This is a genomic window from Bacillus sp. RAR_M1_44 (assembly GCF_020165935.1).
Classification (GTDB): Bacteria; Bacillota; Bacilli; order Bacillales; family Bacillaceae; genus Bacillus; species Bacillus altitudinis.
This window is the reverse complement of the sequence record NZ_JAIUKX010000001.1, coordinates 2,099,104-2,121,649: the sequence shown is the minus strand read 5'-3', so window position 1 is coordinate 2,121,649 and position 22,546 is coordinate 2,099,104. Positions and strand designations below refer to the sequence as shown.

Genomic DNA, 22,546 nt, shown 5'->3' with positions numbered 1-22,546 from the left:
GCCAGTTTGACTGACTACCTATGATGTATCATAGGATTTTTTTATAAAAACTCGAATTAACAGGTACGTTTTGTCTTGTTTAGTTTTCAAAGATCATCTTCACCGTTCTTAGCGGCTTTAATAATATAACATCTCGCTTCATCTTATGTCAACAACTTTTTTCAAGTTTATTTCCCGAAGCGTTTGTGTTTGTCACTGTGTGTCAGCGACGATTAATAATATATCACGAAAACATTCTGTTGGTCAACGCCTTTTCAGAACTTTTTTTAAAATAGTTTTATCGTGCATGCCAAACCCTTGTCCTGCATACAATCAAGTAACAATCTTGGACAAGGCAGGAGTGTTTGAATTGAGTCGATTATATGTGTTGCCTATTAAACGGCTGAAGCAAGTAGTCATTATTCTTGTAGCAGCCCTTGCAGCTGCAACCTTTTTTTATGTACAAAAGGCACCGCCGCTGTCGGTATTTAAAACAGAACAAGGACCCCGAGCGATTTATAAAGGAGAGACCTCATCAAAACATGCATCCCTTACGTTTAATATTGGCTGGGGAGACGAGAAGGCTGTTCCTATTTTAAATGTCCTCCGAGAGTACGATATAAAGAACGCCACTTTCTTTCTGTCTGCTTCTTGGGCTGAGCGTCACCCGGATATTGTGAAAAGGATTAAAGAGGATGGCCATCAAATTGGCAGCCTTGGCTATGCATATAAAAATTATAGCCAGCTTGAAGAAAACGAAATTAAGCGTGATCTTGTCCGTGCACAAAATACATTTCAAAAGCTTGGACTGGAAGACATTCAATTATTAAGACCGCCAACTGGGCAATTTAATGAAACGGTATTGAAAATTGCAACACAGTATGGCTATACCGTTGTCCATTACAGCATCAATTCTCAAGATTGGCTGAACCCGGGCGTCGACCAGATTGTTCATAATGTAAATGATCGAATGAAAAACGGAGACATCATTCTCCTTCACGCCTCAGATTCAGCCACCCAAACCGCTCAAGCCTTACCAGCTATTTTAAAACACTTAAAAGATCAAAATTTAAGAAACGTCACGGTTGGCGAACTTATCTCTAATACAAAAACAAAGTCAACTGAGGTTAAGTAGCTTTTGCTTTTGAAAACCGCGGCATAGCTAATAACTGAAACGCATTACAACCTAATAGCGGGAATAGCATTAAATACAGCCAGTCCTCTTCATTGACTCTAAGCGCCGGAAACCATTCTAACGAAGTGATGACGACCATGAGAAACATTGCAGAAATAAATGTTTTCTTAGAGGACTGCTGCTGTTTAAAATAAGACACGATCAATGCAAACACACCGATAAAAACAGGCAGCCACAAGTATGGAAGAAATGATTCATTCTCCCCGAAAAACAAAAACCGCAAATAAGCTAAATCAAACAGCACGAAAATCACAAGGAATAACTGAATGGTATTCCATAAAGAATGCGACCTGAAAATCTCCAGCGCAAACCGGTGCACTGTCAAAAAGACAACAAACCCCATCTGACTGATTACACTAAAGATCATCCCCACACCAATAAACCAGAATAACACAGACGCAATCTCTAAAATCTCAAACGATACAAACAGCTTCTGATATTTCCCCCACTCCAGCGCAAAACCTACCACGCTTGTAATGACCGCTCCAACAGCCAGCACAGAGAAGAAAAAACGAACTAAATCCCGACTTTTCATTGAATTGACCCAACCCCTATTTTTGTTATGTATAAATTCACGTGAAACATTCATATTAAAAGTAAGACATGTAACGAAAGGAGCCACAGTATGTCAAAAGGCATCTTGCGTATAATGAGCTGTTTTCTTCTTTTATCTCTAACAGCTTGTGCTCCCAAAACCCAATCCTCATCTAATATGGACTATGACGAAACGAAAAAAATGGTCGTCGATATTTTGAAAACAGATGACGGTAAAAAGGCCATTCAACAGTTATTAAATGACGAGGCAATGAATGAAGCTTTGGTAATGGATGAACAAACTGTGAAAAAAACAATAGAGAAAACACTGACTTCTGATAAAGGCAAAGAGTTCTGGAAGAAGGTCTTTGAGGATTCTAAATTTGCCGAGACTTTCGCAAAATCCATGCAGCAACAGCATGAAAAAATGTTAAAACAATTGATGAAGGACCCTGACTATCAACAAATGATGATGGATATTCTCAAGGATCCTGAAATGGAAAAGAAATACGGTGAACTGGTCAAAAGCAAAGAGTTCAGAAAGCACTTAGAGAAAGTCATCACAGAAACATTGAGCAGCCCTCTCTATAAGAAGAAATTCGAAGATGAGCTAAAAAAAGCAGTCTCTGAAAGCAGCAATGATTCCGGTTCACAAGAAAGCGGCAGTTAAACATCACCCGAGTGGCACAAGGTCCACTCGGGCTTTCATTATGCTTTCACTGTTAATTGTTCAATGACTTTATTGGCAATGTGTTGATACACTTCCCCTGTCGGATGACTCGCATCATAGACGGAAGGTGCAAAATCGTTCTCATTCCAATCAGGCTGTCTTAAAGGGATTTGACCAAGGACTGATACGCGCAGCTCCTCCGCCAGCTTGTCCCCGCCGCCCTTTCCAAAGACATATTCCTTCTCACCTGTTTTTTTGCTTTCATAGTAACTCATATTCTCAACGACCCCTAGCACCTCGTGATCTGTTTGCAGTGCCATTGCGCCTGCTCTAGCAGCAACGAAAGCCGCTGTTGGATGCGGTGTCGTCACAATGATTTCTTTACAGCTCGGAAGCATCGTATGAATATCAAGTGCCACATCACCTGTTCCAGGCGGAAGGTCTAATAGTAAGTAATCTAATTCTCCCCACTCTACTTCGTGGAAGAAGTTATTTAGCATTTTACCAAGCATCGGTCCTCTCCAAATGACCGGTGCGTTTTCTTCAACAAAAAAGCCCATTGAAATCACTTTGACGCCAAAGCGTTCCACAGGAATAATTTTTTCCCCTTTAACTGTCGGTCTGACGGTGATTCCCATCATATCCGGTACACTAAAGCCGTAAATATCAGCATCGATCAGTCCCACTTTTTTCCCTAGACGAGCCAGTGCCACAGCCAGGTTAACGGAAACAGTTGATTTCCCAACGCCGCCTTTTCCACTCGCAATCGCTAAGAACACAGGCGGATTTTTAGAGTTGAGCAGGTTTTCATCCTCATCCTGTGACGGCATAAACTTTTCAAGCGTTTCTTGAGGCAGTTCTTCAAAACGAAGTCCTACAGTGTTCGCGCCCGCTGCTTTTAAAGCTTGTACGATTTCTTGCTGCAGCTTCATCTGCTCAGCAGTGCCTGTCTTGGCAATCGCCACTTTTAAGCTCACATGCTCTTTTTCAGGCTTTAGGCTGATTTCCTTGATGGCATCCAGCTCACCAAGCGGTATATGAAGGAAAGGTTCGTCCATCTTCCCAACTAGTTTTCTCACATCATCTTGTCCGATCATAGCAGAACCTCACCCTTTATTGAATTCGTTTACAATCCAAGTATATCATACATATCCTTACAATGTCTGTCCTCTTTGCCTGCGATAAACAGGAAAAAGCCCCTTATTCAGGCGGCTCTTTTTGCTCTGTTAAATATCTGAGAATGCCTTTATAAATCGAAGCAGCAATTTGATCCTGATATTTAGGAGTCGCCAGCTGACCAGCCTCTTTTGGATTCGATAGAAATCCGATTTCGACAAGCGCTCCTGGCTTCGTGACATTTTGCATTAAATAAATCCCATTGATTCGCTTCGCCTTGCGATCTGTGTTTTCAAGGTTGTTGCGCAATTCATCTTGAATGAACTTTGCTGCTTTTTCATTCTCTTCATACTTTCCGTAAAAGAACGTCTGCGCTCCGCTCCATTTGTTAGAGGGAATCGCATTTAAATGAATGCTTAAATAGAGATCCGCTTCAGACTCATTGATGACTTTCACACGGTTTCTCAAATCCTCCGCTTTCTTTCGGGCATAACCCTTTGTATTCTTTGATGATAAATCAGAGTCATCCTCCCGGGTCATGAGAACAAGCGCTCCCTGCTCCTGCAAATAGTCTCTTATCTTCATGGACACATCCAGTGCAATCTCTTTTTCGAGCAGCTCTCCTCCTACGGCCCCGCCATCTGGACCACCGTGACCCGGATCTAAATAGATGATCTTGCCGCTCAAAGGCAAGTTCCATGATTTCCACGAATCATCATTTAGAAACTGAAATCTGAATAAGAATAAGAGGACAATAAACCCGATTAAAAACCCTGTCCATTTCAGCTTTCTTTTCATCCCTGTCCCTCCCATACACCATTATTTTATAGATATGGGACAAGGGCTGGAAATATGCTTAGTGCAGGCGAAGCTTATGCCTTTTTTCTGATTCCCGAAAGCCTTCCTGCCACCATATGCTTAAAAATTCCTTCGCAAATGGATACAGACACGACATCTTACGCTCCATTCGGAACATATTCCCCCACGATTGCAAACACCCTGCTAGCTCCTCAACCAGCTCATCTTCTTCATGAACTGACCGTTTTTTTATATCATCGAATGATTCACCATACTTACTCGACTCACCGTATCTCCCACCTGCTAAAAAAGCCTCAATGGCGAAATCAATACAGCCATCACTCATAATCCCAGCTGGATCATCTGCAAATGGGAACAGCTTCTTCGTGAATTTCTCGGAAGCGACCGTTACCTGTTGAAGAGACAATGTACGCAACAGCTTCTTTTCAAGCGTGACATCTCGTTTTGTTTTCAATTGATAAAATGAAAGAACTTCTGCCATGGACTGAACTCCTTTTTTTCTTTGTATTGTTCGTTGGTTTGAACAAAACATGCAGTTCAGTAAATGGAAATCAGTGAGCTAACGGATTGGAAAATTGTGATAAAATGAACATATATATAGAAAGAATAGAAAAGGGGCAAAATTCATGAAGAAATGGATGTATATCCTATTGCTACTAACAGTAGTCTTGTCTGGTTGCAACAGTCAAGCAACCGAGCAAAAGAGCGACATAAAAGAAATAGAAGACATATCATTAAAACAGCTTTCCAAACACAAAAATTCTTATATTGGAGACAATGGAGCAGTCGGCGCTATTTTATCAGATCTTCCAGGTAACGTGATTCGCGAGTATGAAATCGTAGATGAAAAAGCGCTAAAAGTGACATACGGCGTGAAAGAAAATACCAATGATACAGAAGAACAATTTGATGCATTTTGGTTTGATAAGAAGGATACCATTGAAAAAAACTACTTATATAATGCATTGGCACTTTTTATTCTTATCGATAACGTGGAGCAAGTGACACTCAAGATGAACGCTAAAGACGAGCCATCCGTCACGTTTAAAAGAAAACAGCTACAAAAAAAGCTGCCTCACTCTTTTAAAGTGTACAAAGACGATACAGCGCTTTGGCAAAAGGAACTGGTTGATGGAGTTGTGAAGTCAAAAGATAAACGTCTAGATGTATACAATGCGTTTCCCATCAAGAAATAATAAAAACAGAGGGCGTCACCCTCTGTTTTTTGATAATTATGTAGTAAAAGCTTGAATCAATCGTTGTCGAAAGTTTTGATCTGCTACTACGGTAAGTATAAATTCATCGAACACTTCCCCCATCCAGTGAGAATTCTCCGCTTTCAGGTCATTGATGAATAGAGAAATCGATATAGTTGATGTATCCGTTTTTCGATATAAAGCAGCAGTGACAACAAACAACGTCGATCCACCTTTATACCAAATATATTGATCTGTTTCCGTCTTCAATATTTCTCCCAGCACAATTTGGCTAAAAAGACGCTTTTCTTCTGTTGTTAACAGCTCATCCTGTAGACGTTTCATAAAATGTGCATATTGATTCGTTGTAGACCTTGTCATCTTTTGCGTCAGTAAAGATTGAATACGCAAGCTTAACAAGTTCTTTTTCATCAATTTTTCTTCTAACGCCTTTTTATGCTCCGGGTCATTTTTCATGATATGAAAAATCTCAATCATCAGAGATTTGTATTGTTCATCAGTTACATCGCTTATTTGCTTTAATGCATCCTGCTCATGATCAGATACATAGGCTGGCCACAAAACCTTGGGTGTCAGCGGCATGAGTTCATCATGTTCTGTAAGACCTGCTTGTTTCATCTGATTATTGATCTTCTCTAAGCCCAGCAGGTCAATCAAATAATCAGTACAAGCATTCGAACTGAATTGCATCATCCCTTTGGCAACATCTAATAAAGTTGCATGCTCAGAAAAATCGTTGACCTCCAGCCAGTATGTGTGAGCACCGCCATCGGTTCTATCAATATAAAACCGCTCTATATCAGACAATGTCACTTTTTCATCTAGCTTGATGTCATCGCTGGATACAGCTTTAACAAAATGAAACAAAACCATTAATTTCATCGTACTTGCAAGTGGTGTTTTTTGATTACCATTCCATTCTAATACCACATCTTCATTTTCAATAATTGTTACTGATACGTTCTTTTTGTTTTTCCTGACAAATGTCAAAAGATCCTCTTTTGTTTTCTTCAAATGTTTCTCCTTTCCAAACCACTATAGATTCTAGTCTCCAATATAACAAAAATTTGAAACAAAGGCACAAAAAAGCAAAGGGTTGTGAATACCTTTGCTTCTTGGTGTGTTTATTTACGAAGAAGATGCAGTTTCATCCCATCATGCGTAGCTTCAAATCCCAACTTTTCGTAAAAACGGCGTGCTTCTGGCCTCTGTTTGTCTGTTGTCAGCTGAATCATATGACAACCGCGGTCACTTGCGCGTTGAATAGCCCGTTTGATCAACAATGTGCCAATTCCTCTTCCTCTATGAGTCATGGCTGTACGAACTCCTTCTATTGAAGCTCTCCATCCACCTTGATACGTTAGAAATGGAATCATTGTTAATTGGAGAACACCGACTACCTCTTCCCGATCACAAGCGACGATTAATTCATTATTGGGATCCGCTTCGATCGAATGAAAGGCATTGAGGTAGCTTTCTAATAATGGACGAGTGTAGCGTTCTCTCTTTTGGCCTAATTTGTCATCTGAAAGCATCAAAACGATGTTGTCGAGGTCTCCTTGGACGGCTTCTCTAAATGTCAATTGATTCAGATTCAATGAACACACCTCCTATAATGGAACGGAAACTTTTATTCATTCGCCAAAATACCAATTAACAGCGTTTTCATATAAAATTTTATCCACTGCTTCCTCATCAAAAAGATGTTGAACCAATTCAACATCACCGTATTCAAATGGACGTTTCGCTCTTGTAGATGGAAGGTCTGTACCAAACATCAGTGCATCAGGATTCGTTTGATAAATTGATGTCAACGCATGTTCCACGTTTAAATCAACGCGTCCAAAACCTGTTGCTTTCACTCGAACCCCTTTTTCAACCAGCTTGAGCAAATGCGGCAAACCTTCTTCAGATAAGCCTAGATGATCAATGGAAACGGCCGGCAGCTGTTCAAGCGTTGATGAGATGTCAGGGAGATACTTAGCGTCTATGTAAATCTCACTATGCCACCCAGCCAGCTCATACACCCTTCTCGCAAAATAATCGAGCTTCGAAATATCCTCCGAACCGCCCCGCTTCACATTAAAACGTAAAGCCTTTACCCCTTGTTGATTCAATTGAACAATCTCATCATCAGTTGCTGTAAAAGATAATTGAGTCACACCGCAAAAAGCCGGTCCCATTTCATCTAGTGCTTTCAACAAATAGCCTTGATCAAAGCCCTGAAATGACCCTGATACTATTGCTCCACCTACAATCCCCAAATCAGCGGTCTCTCTCCTATAATCATTCTCCACATAACTCGGCGGTGTATATCCTTGGTTTTCTTGAATAGGAAAATCAAAATCAATGATATGAAAATGTGCATCAAAGATCCTCATGCCCGCGCCCCTCTTCTGCTTATTTGACCTGATTATATCAATAGAGAAAGCCAAGGGATATTTGGAATGACGAATTACTTCATATCATGAAAACTTATCAAGTTTTCCATTCCTCTCGTAAGATGGCATAATAAAACTCATCCCACCACTCATTTCCTTGTGGTATACATTTTTTAAAATAGCCCTCTCTCCTCATCCCCATTTTCTCCATCACTCTCCATGACGGCACATTTTCAGGCTGACAAGTGGCAATGATTCGATGTAAATTCATTGTGTGAAAACCATGATGTAGGACAGCATACGCCGCTTCAGAAGCAAAGCCTTTGTTTTGATATGCAGAATTGAAGACCCAGCCAATTTCATATGTGTGCTCACCAAAGTAAGGATGAAACACGATATGCCCGATGCATGTAGGATCTTCTTTTAATAGGACAGCAAAATTCTTGGCCGTCTCAAGACGATTATTTTTGACAAAATCCCGCGCCTCTTCTTTAGAAAAAATACCTTCTGGCATATACTTCATCACCGCTAGATCAGATGTATATGCATAGACATCCTGCCAATCATCCTCATTAAACGGTCGAATGAGACATCTTTCTGTTGTTAGATTCATAAATGCCATCCCCCTTTAACATCATTTTTTAAACAAAAACCTGACTATGATCCTATTTTATATGTTTCCAAACAGAAAAAAACACAAATAAAAAAGCACCAGCAGGATGCTGATGCTTTTCATATAGGGTTTGTCTGTACAAACCTTTGTAAAACGTCCATACAATATAAAATTGATTAACGTTTTGAGAACTGAGGTGCGCGACGTGCGCCTTTAAGACCGTATTTCTTACGCTCTTTCATACGAGAGTCACGAGTAAGAAGTCCAGCACGTTTAAGTGGTGTACGGTACTCAGGATCTACTTCTAGAAGAGCACGAGAGATACCGTGACGAATTGCTCCAGCTTGACCAGAGAATCCACCACCGTGAACATTTACAAGAACATCGTAGCTGTTAGCTGTTTCTGTGATGTTCAAAGGCTGTTTCACGTCTTCGATTAAAGCAGCGAATGGAATGTATTCAGTAATTTCACGATTATTAACGACGATACGGCCTTCACCTGGAACTAAGCGAACGCGCGCTACAGAACTTTTACGACGACCTGTACCGTAATATTGAACCTGTGCCAAATTGTTAACCTCCCTTATAATTAACCGCGAAGTTCGTAAACTTCAGGTTGTTGTGCTTGATGTGGATGCTCAGAACCACGGTACACATTTAATTTTTTGAACATTTGACGACCTAGTGGACCCTTTGGAAGCATACCTTTGATAGCAAGCTCCAACATTTTTTCAGGGTAGTTTGTACGCATCTCAAGAGCAGTTCTTTGTTTCAAACCACCTGGGTGCATCGTATGACGGTAGTAAATTTTGTCCGTCAATTTCTTACCTGTTAATTCAATTTTCTCAGCATTGATGATGATCACGTGATCACCTGTGTCAACGTGTGGTGTATAAGTTGGTTTGTGCTTACCGCGCAAAAGTGATGCTACTTCAGTAGAAAGACGACCTAGAGTCTTACCTGCCGCATCAACCACTAGCCATTTGCGCTCAATTGTGCTTGCGTTCGCCATTGGTGTTGTACGCATGAGTTTCCCTCCTAAATAAATCAATGAATTTTCCTGAATCAAATGCTACGTTCTATTTCAAAACACAGATAAGTCTTCCGGGGCTTATTTGTGGGGTTGAAATACATACCATATGATATCTTATAACTTTCTGCTTCCTGTGTCAAGAACATGTTACACCTGGTTTAGTTGTCATAGAAAACTTCCCATAAATACAGTCCGTGACTGGGCGCAGTCTTGCCTGCCGCTTCGCGATTTCGGGCGGCAAGCATGGCTTTTATCTCCTCAGGGTGAAATTTACCAGAACCAATTTCAAGTAACGTGCCGGCTATAATTCGCACCATGTTGTATAAAAAGCCATTCCCTCTCACACGCATTTCAAGCCCGTCTGAGACGTTTTTCCACTCAAGGGCGTAAATCTCCCTCACCTTGTCTTGAACCTCTGTATTGGCCGCACAAAAGCTTGTGAAATCGTGTGTGCCAATGAGGTGCCCAGCAGCTTCTCTCATTTTGTCGACATCCAGCGGATAAGGATAGTGACAGGCATACTGTCTCGTAAACACATTTTGGTGCGTTTCCGTTGAGACCCTATAACGGTACTCCTTCGACACAACACCAAATCTGGCATGAAACGACTCATCCACTTCTTCAGCCTTTAGAACACGAATGTCATCTGGCAGCAAGCTGTTGAGGGCAAACGGCCATCTCTCCATCGGGATGGCAAGCGGGGTGTCAAAATGGATGACCTGCCCCTTTGCGTGAACGCCACTGTCTGTCCGGCCAGAAGCCACAATCGGAATTAGTTCATCTTGTTTATGCATTCTAGCAAGGGCAGATTCAATCTCCGTCTGAATGGTTCGCTGTCCTGGTTGCACTTGATACCCTTTAAAATGTGTCCCATCGTATGATACGGTACATTTTACTTTCATCTAGGCATCACCTAATTTCTAAGCAGCACAAGGAGTGCTGTTAACAGGATGAATAAAAGCAACGTGAACGTGTCTTTCATGCCCCAGACAAGCTGACGGTATTTCGTACGCCCTTCTCCCCCGCGGTAGCCTCTCGCTTCCATAGCGGTCGCCAATTCCTCCGCACGCTTAAACGCACTGACGAAAAGCGGGACAAGCAATGGAACAATCGCTTTTAAACGATCTTTCACGGGTCCGCTTGTAAAATCAACACCTCTTGCCATTTGTGCTTTCATGATTTTGTCTGTTTCTTCGAGTAAAGTCGGAATAAATCGAAGAGAGATAGACATCATAAGAGCAAGTTCATGAACAGGTAGCTTGATTTTACGGAAAGGATGCAGCAGCTTCTCCATACCGTCTGTCACTTCAATAGGTGTTGTGGTCAACGTCAGAAGTGTTGTCATCATGATGAGATAGACAAAACGGAGTGAAATGAAAATCCCCTGTTTTAGACCTTCTTCATAAATATTCAGAAAACCAAAGTGAAAGAGCAAAGCGCCATCCTTTGTCATGAAGATATGCAGAATAAAGGTAAACAGAACAATCCAAAGGATGGGTTTCATTCCTTTGAGAATAAAGTACAGCGGCACCTGAGACACCATCACCACAAGAATAGTGAAGACACCTAAAAGCCCGTAAGTGATGTAGTTATTCGCAAAAAAGACAATAAAGACAAAAAAGAAAATTGATAACAGCTTTGTCCTTGGATCAAGACGATGGACAAAAGATGTACCCGGCACATATTTGCCGATAATCATACTATCCATCATGATGTCGTGTCCTCCTGATATAAAGCTGTTAAGGCTTCTGCCATTTCATCCATGGTCAGAAGCGGTCTTGGAAACGTCATCCCAAGCTTTTCTTCGACAGCCTGCTGGAATTTGATCGTTTCCGGGAGGTCCAGTCCGAAAGAAGACATGTCTGTACGATTGGCAAATAGCTCCCTCGGCGTACCTGTCGCCTTCACTGTTCCTTTGTGCATCACAATCATTTGATCCGCATAATGAGCGGCATCTTCCATACTGTGTGTCACAAGGATCGTCGTCAGGTTGGCTTTTTGATGAAGCTCATAGAACATGTCCATGATTTCTTTACGTCCGCGTGGATCTAATCCCGCAGTCGGCTCATCAAGCACAAGCACTTCTGGCTCCATCGCTAGAACACCTGCAATCGCCACACGTCTCATTTGACCACCGCTTAATTCAAAGGGTGATCGAGATAACAAGGATTCAGGAAGGCCTACAAGCTTCAGCATCTCTTTAGCCTTGGCTTCTGCCTTTTCTTTTGGAACGCCGAAATTCATCGGACCAAAACAGATATCCTTCAGAATCGTCTCCTCAAAGAGCTGATGTTCAGGAAACTGAAACACGATACCTACCTTTTTGCGAAGAGATTTCAGTTCCTTCTGCTTTTTATTGGCTTGTAAGACTGTATCTCCAAGCGCAATGCTCCCCTTTGTTGGTTTGAGCAGTCCATTTAAATGTTGCAGCAATGTCGACTTGCCAGAACCCGTATGACCGATGACAGCAACATAGCTGCCTTCTTTGATGGAAGCATTGACATCATACAAAGCGAGACGCTCAAACGGCGTTTTCATTTGATAACGATGCTCTAATTCTTTGATCGTAATGTCCATAGCTCTTTCACCAATCCTTCTTGTGTCAAATGGGCATTTGCAAGCGGCACACCTTGCTGCTTCAATTGCTTACTCAACCGGTAGGAAAATGGCAGATCAAGTCCAATCTGAACCAGCTGTTCATCTAGTTCAAATACTTCCTCTGGTGTTCCCTCGGCAAATTTCTTCCCGCCATTCATCACAATGACACGGTCTGCCTTCGCAGCCTCGTCTAAATCATGTGTGATGGAAATGACCGTGACCGTTCCTTGTTCCTTCAGTAGTCTGACGGTTTCTAACACTTCTTCACGGCCAATCGGATCAAGCATTGATGTTGCTTCATCCAAGATCATGATGTCAGGGCTTGCGGCAAGTACACCAGCGATCGCTACTCTCTGCTTTTGCCCGCCTGATAGATGGTGCGGCTCTTGATCAAGAAACTCCTGCATATTGACCTGTTTGACAGCCCAATCTACACGTTCTATCATCAATTCCCGCTCAACCCCGTTATTTTCTAAACCAAAAGCCACATCATCACGAACCGTTGAGCCAACGAATTGGTTGTCTGGGTTTTGAAAGACCATGCCGACCTTTTTGCGAATATCCCAAACACTTTCTTCTTTCAGCTCAATCTCACCAACCTTGACCGTTCCTGCATCCGGTAAAATGAGCCCATTCAGTACACGGGCAAGTGTGGATTTACCTGAACCGTTGTGGCCAACAATGGCAAGCCATTCATTTTGATTCACATGCAATGACACTTGGTCTAAAGCGGGCTTGTCCGCATCTTTGTGATAACGAAATACAATGTCTTTTACGTCAATTAATGTCTTCTCCATCTCTACCGGACCTCCTCTCAGCTCAACCTCTACTTTGCCTATTGCTAAAAAGCCGTAGTATCTAAAAAAGGGCATAGATCCAGTTATGAACTGTCCCGCCCTTTCTTAGATACACGATATGTGATTAAACTAATTCAATGACAGCCATTGGTGCGCCATCGCCGCGACGAGGTCCAAGCTTCATGATACGAGTGTATCCACCTTGGCGATCTTCGTAGCGAGTTGCAACGTCAGCGAATAATTTTTGAAGTGCATCTTGGTTTGTTTCAGCGTTAGCTACTTCGTTACGAATGTAAGCTGCAGCTTGACGGCGAGCATGAAGATCTCCGCGTTTGCCAAGAGTGATCATTTTTTCAACTACAGAGCGAAGTTCTTTCGCACGTGTTTCAGTTGTTTCGATGCGTTCGTTGATGATCAAATCAGTCGTTAGGTCACGAAGCATTGCTTTACGTTGTGCACTAGTGCGTCCTAGCTTTCTGTATGCCATGTGATGTCCCCTCCTTAATTAGAGATGCTGTATGAATAAAAAACACACGAAAATCCTAGTTCACAATGAAACTAGTCAATCGTCCTTACGAAGACCCAGTCCAAGTTCTTCTAGTTTCGCTTTCACTTCTTCAAGAGATTTACGTCCAAGGTTACGAACTTTCATCATATCCTCTTCTGTCTTGTTAGCAAGCTCTTGAACAGTGTTAATACCCGCACGCTTCAAACAGTTGTAAGAACGAACAGAAAGATCAAGCTCTTCAATTGTCATTTCAAGCACTTTTTCTTTTTGGTCTTCTTCTTTTTCAACCATGATTTCTGCATGCTGAGCTTCGTCAGTTAACCCAACGAAAATATTTAGGTGTTCAGTTAAAATCTTAGAACCTAGAGCGATCGCTTCTTTCGGTCCTGTGCTTCCATCAGTCCATACATCTAGTGTTAATTTATCATAGTTTGTGATTTGCCCAACACGGGTGTTCTCCACTTGATAAGTTACACGAGATACAGGTGTATAGATTGAGTCGATCGGAATCACGCCGATAGGCTGATCGTCTCTTTTGTTTGCATCAGCAGGATTATACCCGCGACCTCTTTGTGCAGTCAAACGAACACGGAAGCTCGCATTTTTGCCAAGAGTTGCGATGTGAAGATCTGGATTTAAGATTTCAATATCGCTGTCGTGTGTAATATCAGCAGCTGTTACAGTTCCTTCATCTTGTACATCAATTTCAAGCGTCTTCTCTTCTTCAGAGTAGATTTTGAGTGCAAGCTTTTTAATGTTTAAGATAATCGTTGTAACATCTTCAACCACGCCTTCGATCGTTGAGAATTCGTGTAAGACACCATCTATCTGGATCGATGTTACAGCTGCACCAGGAAGTGAGGATAAAAGGATACGACGAAGGGAGTTCCCTAAAGTGGTACCATATCCACGCTCAAGTGGCTCTACGACAAACTTGCCATACTTGGCATCGTCGCTGATTTCAACCGTTTCGATTTTTGGTTTTTCAATTTCGATCATCTAATAAAACCCTCCTTCAAAACGTCGAAACCTCGAATAGAATCATATGAGATTCCATCCGAAATTCCTCATTGTTTAGTCCCGTATGTGCTCAGGCAACGAGTCGTGTATTCGTCTCATAAATAACTGTATCATAACCCATTATTGACAGGGACACAAAATCTATACAAACAAATTACACGCGGCGACGTTTTGGTGGACGGCATCCGTTATGAGGAACTGGAGTTACGTCTCTGATTGCAGTAACTTCAAGACCTGCAGCTTGAAGCGCACGAATTGCAGCTTCACGACCAGAACCAGGACCTTTAACAGTTACTTCAAGTGTTTTAAGACCATGTTCGATAGAACCTTTAGCAGCAGTTTCAGCAGCCATTTGTGCAGCGAAAGGAGTAGATTTACGAGAACCTCTGAATCCTAATGCACCAGCACTTGACCAAGAAATTGCGTTTCCATGAACATCAGTAATCGTTACAATCGTGTTGTTGAAAGTGGAACGGATATGAGCGATTCCAGCTTCAATATTCTTTTTCACGCGACGTTTACGCGTATTTTGTTTACGAGCAGCAGCCATTCTTTAACTACCTCCTTTACTTATTTTTTCTTGTTAGCTACAGTACGACGCGGACCTTTACGAGTGCGCGCGTTGTTTTTTGTGTTTTGTCCACGAACAGGAAGTCCTCTACGATGACGGATTCCGCGGTAGCTTCCGATTTCAATTAGACGCTTAATGTTAAGTGAAACTTCACGACGAAGGTCACCTTCTACTTTAAGTTTGTCAATGATATCACGGATTTTACCTAGTTCGTCTTCAGTTAGATCGCGAACGCGAGTGTCTTCAGAAACACCTGCTTCTTTAAGGACTTGTTGAGCCGTCGTACGACCAATTCCAAAAACATATGTTAAAGAAATGACAACACGCTTATCACGTGGAATATCTACACCAGCAATACGAGCCATGATTTGGGCACCTCCTTGTTATTAGCCTTGTTTTTGTTTATGTTTTGGGTTTTCACAGATCACCATTACTTTTCCTTTTCTGCGAATCACTTTACATTTTTCACAGATAGGTTTAACAGATGGTCTCACTTTCATGTGTTTCCAACCTCCTTCTTCCGGAGTTGCTTTATTTGTAACGGTACGTAATTCTACCACGAGTTAAGTCATATGGAGATAATTCTACCGTAACTTTGTCTCCAGGTAAAATGCGAATGAAGTGCATACGGATTTTTCCTGATACATGAGCCAAAACTGTATGACCATTCTCTAGTTCAACTTTGAACATTGCATTTGGCAAAGTTTCTGCTACAGTACCTTCCACTTCAATTACATCGTCTTTCGCCATTCAAGTGTTCTCCCTTCTTCAAATCAGTAACTTGCTCTCTGATAAATGTCCAAATGAGATGTTCTCAATTGTCCATCTATCACCCGACCTGTTTTGAATATACTGTTCTGAACTTCCGGAGATACGCAATCATAAAAGGTTAAATGATTGATATTTTTTCTTAGGAGAATGAATTTACGCTTTTCTCCGTCTGCGATTAGTACATGGCAGCCATCGAACACGCCGATGACAACTGTATACTGATCTTGTTCTTTCCTTGGACTATACAGACAACCTGCCCGATTTGGGCCTGAAAGGCTTCAGTGAAGACCTAAATCTTAGTCAGTATATCAAAACCTGTATCTGTAATCGCAATCGTATGCTCAAAGTGAGCACACTTTTTCCCATCAACCGTTACAACCGTCCAGTTATCAGCCAGTGTTTTCACATATCGGCTGCCTGCGTTCACCATCGGTTCGATGGCCAACACCATTCCAGGTTTGAGCCGTGGGCCTTTGTTCGGCGGACCATAATGAGGAATTTGAGGGTCCTCATGAAGATCCTGTCCGACCCCATGTCCAACATATTCTCTAACAACTGAGAAATTCTCACCTTCAACATACGTTTGTATGGCATGGGAAATGTTTGACAGACGTTCACCTGGCTTTGCTTCCTGTAAGCCCTTATATAGAGATTCCTCTGTGACTTCCAGTAGTTTGCGGTCCTCATCACTGATTACCCCAACTGGATAAGTCCAAGCAGAGTCACCATGATAGCCATTTAACTTTGCGCCGATATCGATACTAATGATGTCTCCATCACGTAAAACCCGTTTACCAGGAATACCGTGAACGAGTTCTTCATTCACCGAAACGCAAATGCTCCCGCGAAAACCATTATACCCTTTAAAAGATGGGATTGCACCCTGCTTTGTAATAAAACGTTCGGCAATTTGATCCAATTCTTTTGTCGAAATACCTGGTTTTATGTGTTTCTTCAGCTCTTCATGAGTCAGTGCGACAATGCGTCCAGCTTCTCTCATAATCTCAAGCTCGCGAGGAGTTTTACAGATAATCATTTATTTAATCCCCCAAGCAGGTCCTTGATATCAGCGTAAACATCGTTAATGTGCTTCGCACCATCAATGTTTGCAAGATATCCTTTTTCTGAATAGAAGTTCAGTAAAGGTTCAGTCTGCTTTAAGTTCACTTCAAGTCTTGTCGAAACGGTTTCTGCATTATCATCTGCACGTTGATAAAGCTCGCCTCCACACTTGTCACAAACATTTTCTTTAGCAGGTGGATTGAATACTAAATGATATGTTGCTCCGCAATCTTTGCAAATTCTTCGGCCAGTCAGACGCTCCATCAAAGCATCTTTATCGACTTTAATATTAATGACATAATCAATCGTTCTGCCAAGGTCCTTTAGAATGTCTTCTAAAGCTTCAGCCTGAGCGACTGTTCGCGGAAATCCGTCCAGAAGAAAACCTTGTTCACAATCATTCTTGCCAAGTCTTTCTCTAACAATACCGATTGTGACCTCATCAGGAACAAGCTCTCCTTTATCGATAAAGGATTTTGCTTCGAGCCCAAGTTGTGTCTCCTCTTTCATAGCAGCACGGAACATATCTCCTGTTGAGATATGAGGGATCCCATAATCATCAACAATTCGTTCTGCCTGAGTGCCTTTACCAGCACCCGGAAGCCCCATTAAGACTAAGTTCATTTCGGATTTCCCCTTCCTTACTTAGAGAGGTTGGGCAGGAGCCCAGCCCTCTGTTTTATTTCATAAATCCACGGTAGTTTCGTTTCACTAATTGGCTTTCAAGCTGTTTCATTGTTTCAAGTGCAACACCTACAACAATGAGAAGACTTGTGCCGCCAATTTGTGCAGCGGAAGGTAATCCAGCGAATTGAATGAAAAAGATAGGAAGTATTGAAATCACGGCTAAGAAAATGGCGCCCACAAACGTGAGTCGGTACAAAATGCTCGTAATTCTATCTTGAGTCATTTTCCCTGGACGAACTCCCGGGATATAGCCACCCTGCTTTTGCAGATTTTCAGCCATTTGTTCAGGGTTTACTTGGACAAAGGCATAAAAATATGTGAAAGCAACAATCAGTGCTACATAAATCGTCATACCGATTGGCTTAGTATAGTCAAAGTTGTTAGTTATCCAGGTTGTCACATTATTTGTTCCGAAGAACGATGCGATCGTCTGCGGAGTGATAATGAACGAAACGGCAAAGATGACTGGAATCACCCCTGCTGGATTCACTTTCAATGGAAGGTGCGTTGCTTGACTAGCAGACATTTGTGCACGGCCAGTTCCTTTTGAATATTGAATCGCAATCTTTCTCACTGCCATTTGAATGTAAATAACACCGATAACAATGACAAGAATAGCAATCACAATAAGGGCAATTTTCAGGATTTGCATGAACAGCTGTCCATCTCCACCTACAAATTGCTGAGCGTACACTTGCTTTAATGTTTGAGGGATACCTGCGATGATACCGGCAAAGATAATAATCGAAATACCGTTACCAACACCGTGAGCAGTAATCTGCTCTCCCAGCCACATTAAAAATGCTGTTCCCGCAGTGAGTACGACCGCAATTAAGAGATACGTTGAAACACCTGGGTTTTCAATCAGCATGCCTCCTGCCATATTGTTAAATCCATATGACATTCCTAACGCCTGGATAAATCCTAGAACAATTGTAAAATACCTTGTGAATTGTGCTAATTTTCGGCGGCCAACCTCTCCTTGCTTTGACCACTCAGTAAACTTCGGTACAACATCCATCTGCAAGAGCTGGATGATGATCGAAGCAGTGATATACGGCATAATCCCCATTGCAAGAATGGAGAATTGGAAAAGTGCCCCGCCCCCAAACGTGTTGAGGATTCCGAAAACACTCATTTGATCCTGTGCCTGGAGAACTTCGGCGTTCACATTAGGCACAGGGATGAAAGCACCTATACGAAAGACGACTAACATTAAAAGTGTAAATATAATCTTATTCCGTATATCTTTCACGCGCATAAAATTGGAGATTGTCTTAAACAAGTTAGATCACCTCGGCTGTACCGCCAGCAGCTTCAATCGCTTCTTTAGCAGAAGCAGAGAATTTATTGGCTTTTACAGTTAATTTTTTTTCTAATTTACCGTTGCCAAGAATTTTTACTCCTGCTTTTAACTTGCTTATTGCACCAGTCTCTAGAAGAAGTTCAGGAGTGACTTCCGTTCCTTCGTCAAAACTGTTTAATCTGTCTAAGTTGATTACCGCGTAATCTTTACGGTTGATGTTTGTAAAACCACGTTTTGGAAGGCGTTGGAATAAAGGCATTTGACCACCTTCGAATCCAGGGCGTACACCGCCGCCAGAACGAGCGTTTTGACCTTTATGACCTTTACCAGAAGTTTTACCGTTACCTGATCCAATACCACGACCAACACGGTTGCGTACTTTACGTGAACCTTCTGAAGGCTTCAATTCATGAAGTTTCATTTGGGCACCTCCTTATCGATTAAAAATGTTTTATTGTTCTTTAACAGAAACTAAATGAGACACCTTGTTAATCATGCCGCGGATCGCTGCATTGTCTTCATGTACGACTGTTTGGTTTGTTTTCTTTAGACCAAGAGTACGAACAGTGACACGCTGATCTTCTGGGCGACCGATTACACTGCGTTTGAGGGTAATTTCTAATTTATTTGCCATTATTGTTCCCTCCTTATCCTAACAGGTCTTCTACAGATTTTCCACGAAGCTTCGCTACATCTTCAGCACGTTTAAGTTCACTTAAACCTTGAAGTGTTGCGCGGATCATGTTGATCGGTGTATTAGAACCTAGAGATTTAGAAAGGATATCAGCTAGACCAGCAAGCTCAAGTACCGCACGCACTGGGCCTCCAGCGATAACTCCTGTACCTTCTGAAGCAGGCTTCAATAGAACGTTTCCTGCACCGAATCGACCGATGATTTCATGTGGAATTGTAGTTCCAACCATTGGTACTTCAATTAAATTCTTTTTCGCGTCTTCAACAGCTTTGCGGATCGCTTCTGGTACTTCTTGTGCTTTACCAGTACCGAATCCTACATGACCGTTTTTGTCACCGACAACAACTAAAGCTGCAAAACGGAAACGACGTCCACCTTTAACAACTTTCGCTACCCGGTTAACCGTAACTAAGCGTTCTTCTAACTCTAATTTGCTTGGGTCAATACGACTCATTCGGATGTGTCCCTCCTTCTTTTATTAAAATTTAAGTCCAGCCTCACGAGCAGCTTCAGCTAGAGCTTTTACACGTCCATGATATAAGTATCCTCCGCGGTCAAATACCACGTTAGAGATGCCTTTTTCAACAGCACGTTTTGCAACAAGTTCGCCAACTTTAGTAGCAGCTGCAGCGTCAGAACTATTCTCGATCTTTAACTCTTTATCAAGAGTAGAAGCACTTACAAGTGTTACACCGTTAACATCATCAATTACTTGAGCGTAGATGTTCTTGTTAGAACGGAAAACGTTAAGGCGAGGTCTTTCAGCAGTACCTGAAAGTTTCGCACGAACACGAGCGTGTCTTTTAAGACGAGTAGCGTTTTTGCTAGTTTTCGTAATCATCCGAGTCACTCCTTTCTTCACATTAAGCGATCTTACTTACCAGTTTTTCCTTCTTTACGGCGAACGAATTCACCTTCGTAACGAATTCCTTTACCTTTGTAAGGCTCTGGAGCACGGACAGCGCGGATGTTAGAAGCTAGAGCTCCTACACGCTCTTTATCGATACCTTTAACGATTACTTTCGTTTGAGATGGAACTTCTACTTCAACTCCAGCCTCAGGAACGATTTCAACTGGGTGAGAGTATCCAACGTTAAGAACAAGTTTGTTTCCAGATTTAGCTGCACGGTAACCGACACCGATTAGTTCTAAACCTCTTTCGAAACCTTTAGATACACCTTCAACCATGTTTGCAATTAAGCTACGTGTTGTACCATGTAATGCACGGTGTTCTTTATTTTCAGACGGACGGCTTACAGTTAAGACGTTGTCCTCAATTTTAATTTCCATATCAGGGTGAAATGCACGAGTTAGTTCACCTTTTGGTCCCTTTACTGTCACTGTGTTATCGTTGTTTGTCACAGTTACTCCTGAAGGGATCTCGATTAGCTTTTTACCTATACGAGACATACCAAGCACCTCCATTCATCTTAAACTTTTTTTACCATACGTAAGCAAGTACTTCTCCACCAGCTTGTTTAGCACGGGCTTCTTTGTCCGATAAAACACCTTGTGATGTAGAAATAATTGCGATTCCAAGTCCGTTAAGTACACGTGGTACTTCATTTGATTTCGCATATACGCGTAAACCAGGTTTACTGATTCTTTTAAGACCAGTGATAACACGTTCGTTGTTTTGGCCGTATTTAAGGAACAAACGGATAATTCCTTGTTTGCTGTCTTCGACGTACTCAACGTCACGGATAAAACCTTCACGCTTTAAGATTTCAGCAATTTCTCTTTTGATTTTTGAAGCCGGTACTTCTAGCTTCTCATGACGTACCATGTTCGCATTGCGAATACGAGTCAGCAAATCTGCAATCGGATCTGTCATAACCATTATTTAATAACCTCCTTCCCATTTATGGGGATTACCAGCTGGCTTTTTTAACGCCAGGAATTTGTCCTTTATATGCAAGTTCGCGGAAACAAATACGGCAAAGTTTAAACTTGCGAATTACTGAATGTGGACGTCCACAACGTTCGCAGCGCGTATACTCTTGAACTTTAAACTTTTGTTTGCGTTGTTGTTTCGCAATCATAGACTTTTTAGCCACGATTTCGCCTCCCTTTCATTGATTATTTCTGGAACGGCATACCTACTTGAGTTAATAACTCACGTGCTTCTTCGTCCGTGTTGGCAGTCGTAACGATAACGATATCCATACCGCGGACTTTTGTTACTTTATCGTAATCAATTTCTGGGAAGATTAACTGTTCTTTAATACCAAGCGTGTAGTTTCCACGACCGTCGAAAGATTTCTTAGAAATCCCGCGGAAGTCACGTACACGTGGTAAAGATACAGAAATAAGTTTATCAAGGAAATCGTACATGCGCTCTCCGCGAAGTGTTACTTTCGCACCGATTGGCATTCCTTCACGTAGACGGAATCCAGCAATAGACTTCTTCGCACGAGTAACGACAGGTTTTTGACCAGCGATAAACGTTAATTCTTCAACAGCAGTATCGATTGCTTTAGCGTTTTGAACGGCGTCACCAACACCCATGTTGATCACGATTTTTTCGATTTTTGGCACTTGCATTACTGATTTGTATTCAAACTTAGAAACTAATGCAGGTGTAATTTCTTTTACATACTTTTCTTTAAGGCGGTTCATGAGAAAGACCTCCCTTCCTTATTTACTATTTATCTAGAACTTGCCCAGATTTTTTCGCTACACGGACTTTCTTTCCGTCCTCAACTTTATATCCAATACGTGTCACTTCACCCGTTTTAGGATCAAGCGGCATTACGTTTGATACGTGGATCGGCGCTTCTTGTTCAGAAATTCCGCCTTGAGGGTTAGCTTGGGTTGGTTTAGAGTGTTTTTTCACAAGGTTAATACCTTCTACTAAAACACGGTCCTTTTTAGGGAAAGCAGCAAGGATGACACCTTGTTTACCTTTATCTTTACCAGAGATAACCACTACTTTATCGCCCTTTTTAACATGCATTTAATCGCACCTCCTTGAG

At 41.8% G+C, this 22,546-nt stretch carries 35 protein-coding genes; 3 read left to right on the top strand and 32 right to left on the bottom strand.

Features of this window, described 5'->3' with window-relative positions:
• Positions 1–349 precede the first annotated feature (349 nt).
• Positions 350–1,114, top strand: a complete 765-nt coding sequence (gene pdaB / locus LCD34_RS11330) for a polysaccharide deacetylase family sporulation protein PdaB (protein WP_224559013.1) — start codon at positions 350–352, stop codon at positions 1,112–1,114.
• On the opposite strand, the gene LCD34_RS11325 is transcribed toward pdaB, so the two are convergent.
• Complete coding sequence (locus tag LCD34_RS11325) at positions 1,107–1,709, bottom strand: KinB-signaling pathway activation protein (protein ID WP_008345196.1); 603 nt, start codon at positions 1,707–1,709, stop codon at positions 1,107–1,109. The genes pdaB and LCD34_RS11325 overlap by 8 nt on opposite strands.
• Before the next feature lie 90 nt (positions 1,710–1,799).
• Between LCD34_RS11325 and gerD the strand changes: the two genes are divergently transcribed.
• A complete protein-coding gene (gene gerD, locus LCD34_RS11320; protein WP_224559011.1) occupies positions 1,800–2,378 on the top strand; it encodes a spore germination lipoprotein GerD in 579 nt (192 codons plus the stop codon).
• 38 nt (positions 2,379–2,416) lie between these two features.
• On the opposite strand, the gene LCD34_RS11315 is transcribed toward gerD, so the two are convergent.
• The 3 genes from LCD34_RS11315 to LCD34_RS11305 all read right to left on the bottom strand — a co-directional run bounded on the left by LCD34_RS11315 (position 2,417) and on the right by LCD34_RS11305 (position 4,794).
• Positions 2,417–3,475 carry an Mrp/NBP35 family ATP-binding protein gene (locus tag LCD34_RS11315; protein WP_224559009.1) on the bottom strand — a complete coding sequence of 353 codons (1,059 nt, stop codon included), beginning with the start codon at positions 3,473–3,475 and terminating at the stop codon, positions 2,417–2,419.
• A gap of 103 nt (positions 3,476–3,578) precedes the next feature.
• Positions 3,579–4,292 (bottom strand): N-acetylmuramoyl-L-alanine amidase CwlD, encoded by a 714-nt coding sequence (cwlD, locus tag LCD34_RS11310; RefSeq protein WP_017359175.1) that lies wholly within the window; start codon positions 4,290–4,292, stop codon positions 3,579–3,581.
• 58 nt (positions 4,293–4,350) lie between these two features.
• Entirely contained in the window at positions 4,351–4,794 is a 444-nt protein-coding gene (locus LCD34_RS11305) for a YbaK family protein (RefSeq protein ID WP_041091518.1), read from the bottom strand.
• A 145-nt stretch (positions 4,795–4,939) separates the two neighbouring features.
• Between LCD34_RS11305 and LCD34_RS11300 the strand changes: the two genes are divergently transcribed.
• A complete protein-coding gene (locus LCD34_RS11300; RefSeq protein ID WP_224559007.1) occupies positions 4,940–5,509 on the top strand; it encodes a DUF4825 domain-containing protein in 570 nt (189 codons plus the stop codon).
• 36 nt (positions 5,510–5,545) lie between these two features.
• Here LCD34_RS11300 and LCD34_RS11295 read toward each other — a convergent pair whose 3' ends face one another.
• The 28 genes from LCD34_RS11295 to rplX form a co-directional block, all read right to left on the bottom strand.
• On the bottom strand, positions 5,546–6,544 hold the full coding sequence (locus LCD34_RS11295; RefSeq protein WP_224559005.1) for a serine hydrolase: 999 nt from the start codon (positions 6,542–6,544) through the stop codon (positions 5,546–5,548).
• Between the two features lie 110 nt (positions 6,545–6,654).
• Entirely contained in the window at positions 6,655–7,128 is a 474-nt protein-coding gene (locus tag LCD34_RS11290) for a GNAT family N-acetyltransferase (protein ID WP_083495532.1), read from the bottom strand.
• Positions 7,129–7,164: 36 nt separating this feature from the next.
• Positions 7,165–7,911 (bottom strand): amidohydrolase family protein, encoded by a 747-nt coding sequence (locus tag LCD34_RS11285; protein ID WP_224559004.1) that lies wholly within the window; start codon positions 7,909–7,911, stop codon positions 7,165–7,167.
• Positions 7,912–8,008: 97 nt separating this feature from the next.
• Positions 8,009–8,524: a GNAT family N-acetyltransferase gene (locus LCD34_RS11280; RefSeq protein WP_224559002.1), complete on the bottom strand. Its 516-nt coding sequence runs from the start codon at positions 8,522–8,524 to the stop codon at positions 8,009–8,011.
• A 176-nt stretch (positions 8,525–8,700) separates the two neighbouring features.
• Positions 8,701–9,093, bottom strand: coding sequence for a 30S ribosomal protein S9 (gene rpsI, locus LCD34_RS11275; RefSeq protein WP_007496354.1), 393 nt, complete (start codon positions 9,091–9,093; stop codon positions 8,701–8,703).
• Between the two features lie 20 nt (positions 9,094–9,113).
• Entirely contained in the window at positions 9,114–9,551 is a 438-nt protein-coding gene (gene rplM / locus LCD34_RS11270) for a 50S ribosomal protein L13 (RefSeq protein WP_003217042.1), read from the bottom strand.
• A gap of 164 nt (positions 9,552–9,715) precedes the next feature.
• Positions 9,716–10,459: a tRNA pseudouridine(38-40) synthase TruA gene (gene truA / locus LCD34_RS11265; RefSeq protein WP_035389137.1), complete on the bottom strand. Its 744-nt coding sequence runs from the start codon at positions 10,457–10,459 to the stop codon at positions 9,716–9,718.
• An 11-nt stretch (positions 10,460–10,470) separates the two neighbouring features.
• Entirely contained in the window at positions 10,471–11,268 is a 798-nt protein-coding gene (locus LCD34_RS11260) for an energy-coupling factor transporter transmembrane component T family protein (protein ID WP_008345215.1), read from the bottom strand.
• Positions 11,265–12,134, bottom strand: a complete 870-nt coding sequence (locus tag LCD34_RS11255) for an energy-coupling factor ABC transporter ATP-binding protein (protein ID WP_007496346.1) — start codon at positions 12,132–12,134, stop codon at positions 11,265–11,267. The genes LCD34_RS11260 and LCD34_RS11255 overlap by 4 nt, the downstream gene beginning before the upstream one ends.
• Complete coding sequence (locus tag LCD34_RS11250) at positions 12,110–12,952, bottom strand: energy-coupling factor ABC transporter ATP-binding protein (RefSeq protein WP_008345218.1); 843 nt, start codon at positions 12,950–12,952, stop codon at positions 12,110–12,112. Before LCD34_RS11250 ends, LCD34_RS11255 begins: the two co-directional genes overlap by 25 nt.
• Positions 12,953–13,076: 124 nt before the next feature.
• Positions 13,077–13,439 (bottom strand): 50S ribosomal protein L17, encoded by a 363-nt coding sequence (rplQ, locus tag LCD34_RS11245; RefSeq protein ID WP_003216944.1) that lies wholly within the window; start codon positions 13,437–13,439, stop codon positions 13,077–13,079.
• Between the two features lie 75 nt (positions 13,440–13,514).
• The gene (locus LCD34_RS11240; RefSeq protein ID WP_003217009.1) at positions 13,515–14,459 is read right to left on the bottom strand and encodes a DNA-directed RNA polymerase subunit alpha; all 945 of its coding nucleotides are present in this window, start codon (positions 14,457–14,459) and stop codon (positions 13,515–13,517) included.
• 175 nt (positions 14,460–14,634) lie between these two features.
• On the bottom strand, positions 14,635–15,030 hold the full coding sequence (gene rpsK / locus LCD34_RS11235) for a 30S ribosomal protein S11 (protein ID WP_003217231.1): 396 nt from the start codon (positions 15,028–15,030) through the stop codon (positions 14,635–14,637).
• Between the two features lie 20 nt (positions 15,031–15,050).
• Positions 15,051–15,416 carry a 30S ribosomal protein S13 gene (rpsM, locus tag LCD34_RS11230; RefSeq protein WP_003217023.1) on the bottom strand — a complete coding sequence of 122 codons (366 nt, stop codon included), beginning with the start codon at positions 15,414–15,416 and terminating at the stop codon, positions 15,051–15,053.
• Positions 15,417–15,437: 21 nt separating this feature from the next.
• Positions 15,438–15,551 carry a 50S ribosomal protein L36 gene (rpmJ, locus tag LCD34_RS11225; protein WP_003156543.1) on the bottom strand — a complete coding sequence of 38 codons (114 nt, stop codon included), beginning with the start codon at positions 15,549–15,551 and terminating at the stop codon, positions 15,438–15,440.
• A 31-nt stretch (positions 15,552–15,582) separates the two neighbouring features.
• Complete coding sequence (infA, locus tag LCD34_RS11220; RefSeq protein ID WP_003217190.1) at positions 15,583–15,801, bottom strand: translation initiation factor IF-1; 219 nt, start codon at positions 15,799–15,801, stop codon at positions 15,583–15,585.
• Positions 15,802–16,111: 310 nt separating this feature from the next.
• Entirely contained in the window at positions 16,112–16,858 is a 747-nt protein-coding gene (gene map / locus LCD34_RS11210; protein ID WP_007496338.1) for a type I methionyl aminopeptidase, read from the bottom strand.
• Entirely contained in the window at positions 16,855–17,508 is a 654-nt protein-coding gene (locus tag LCD34_RS11205; RefSeq protein WP_007496336.1) for an adenylate kinase, read from the bottom strand. The genes map and LCD34_RS11205 overlap by 4 nt, the downstream gene beginning before the upstream one ends.
• Positions 17,509–17,563: 55 nt before the next feature.
• On the bottom strand, positions 17,564–18,856 hold the full coding sequence (gene secY, locus LCD34_RS11200; RefSeq protein WP_007496334.1) for a preprotein translocase subunit SecY: 1,293 nt from the start codon (positions 18,854–18,856) through the stop codon (positions 17,564–17,566).
• Between the two features lies 1 nt (position 18,857).
• Positions 18,858–19,298, bottom strand: coding sequence for a 50S ribosomal protein L15 (gene rplO / locus LCD34_RS11195; RefSeq protein WP_003216888.1), 441 nt, complete (start codon positions 19,296–19,298; stop codon positions 18,858–18,860).
• Between the two features lie 30 nt (positions 19,299–19,328).
• Positions 19,329–19,511 carry a 50S ribosomal protein L30 gene (gene rpmD, locus LCD34_RS11190; protein WP_003217067.1) on the bottom strand — a complete coding sequence of 61 codons (183 nt, stop codon included), beginning with the start codon at positions 19,509–19,511 and terminating at the stop codon, positions 19,329–19,331.
• Between the two features lie 13 nt (positions 19,512–19,524).
• The gene (gene rpsE, locus LCD34_RS11185) at positions 19,525–20,025 is read right to left on the bottom strand and encodes a 30S ribosomal protein S5 (protein ID WP_007496332.1); all 501 of its coding nucleotides are present in this window, start codon (positions 20,023–20,025) and stop codon (positions 19,525–19,527) included.
• 24 nt (positions 20,026–20,049) lie between these two features.
• A complete protein-coding gene (gene rplR / locus LCD34_RS11180; RefSeq protein ID WP_003216951.1) occupies positions 20,050–20,412 on the bottom strand; it encodes a 50S ribosomal protein L18 in 363 nt (120 codons plus the stop codon).
• Between the two features lie 32 nt (positions 20,413–20,444).
• Entirely contained in the window at positions 20,445–20,981 is a 537-nt protein-coding gene (gene rplF / locus LCD34_RS11175; RefSeq protein WP_008345395.1) for a 50S ribosomal protein L6, read from the bottom strand.
• Between the two features lie 31 nt (positions 20,982–21,012).
• On the bottom strand, positions 21,013–21,411 hold the full coding sequence (gene rpsH, locus LCD34_RS11170) for a 30S ribosomal protein S8 (protein ID WP_007496327.1): 399 nt from the start codon (positions 21,409–21,411) through the stop codon (positions 21,013–21,015).
• 31 nt (positions 21,412–21,442) lie between these two features.
• Complete coding sequence (rpsN, locus tag LCD34_RS11165; protein ID WP_008356542.1) at positions 21,443–21,628, bottom strand: 30S ribosomal protein S14; 186 nt, start codon at positions 21,626–21,628, stop codon at positions 21,443–21,445.
• A gap of 22 nt (positions 21,629–21,650) precedes the next feature.
• Positions 21,651–22,190, bottom strand: a complete 540-nt coding sequence (rplE, locus tag LCD34_RS11160; protein ID WP_003217159.1) for a 50S ribosomal protein L5 — start codon at positions 22,188–22,190, stop codon at positions 21,651–21,653.
• Positions 22,191–22,215: 25 nt separating this feature from the next.
• Positions 22,216–22,527: a 50S ribosomal protein L24 gene (rplX, locus tag LCD34_RS11155; protein ID WP_007496325.1), complete on the bottom strand. Its 312-nt coding sequence runs from the start codon at positions 22,525–22,527 to the stop codon at positions 22,216–22,218.
• Positions 22,528–22,546: the final 19 nt, after the last annotated feature.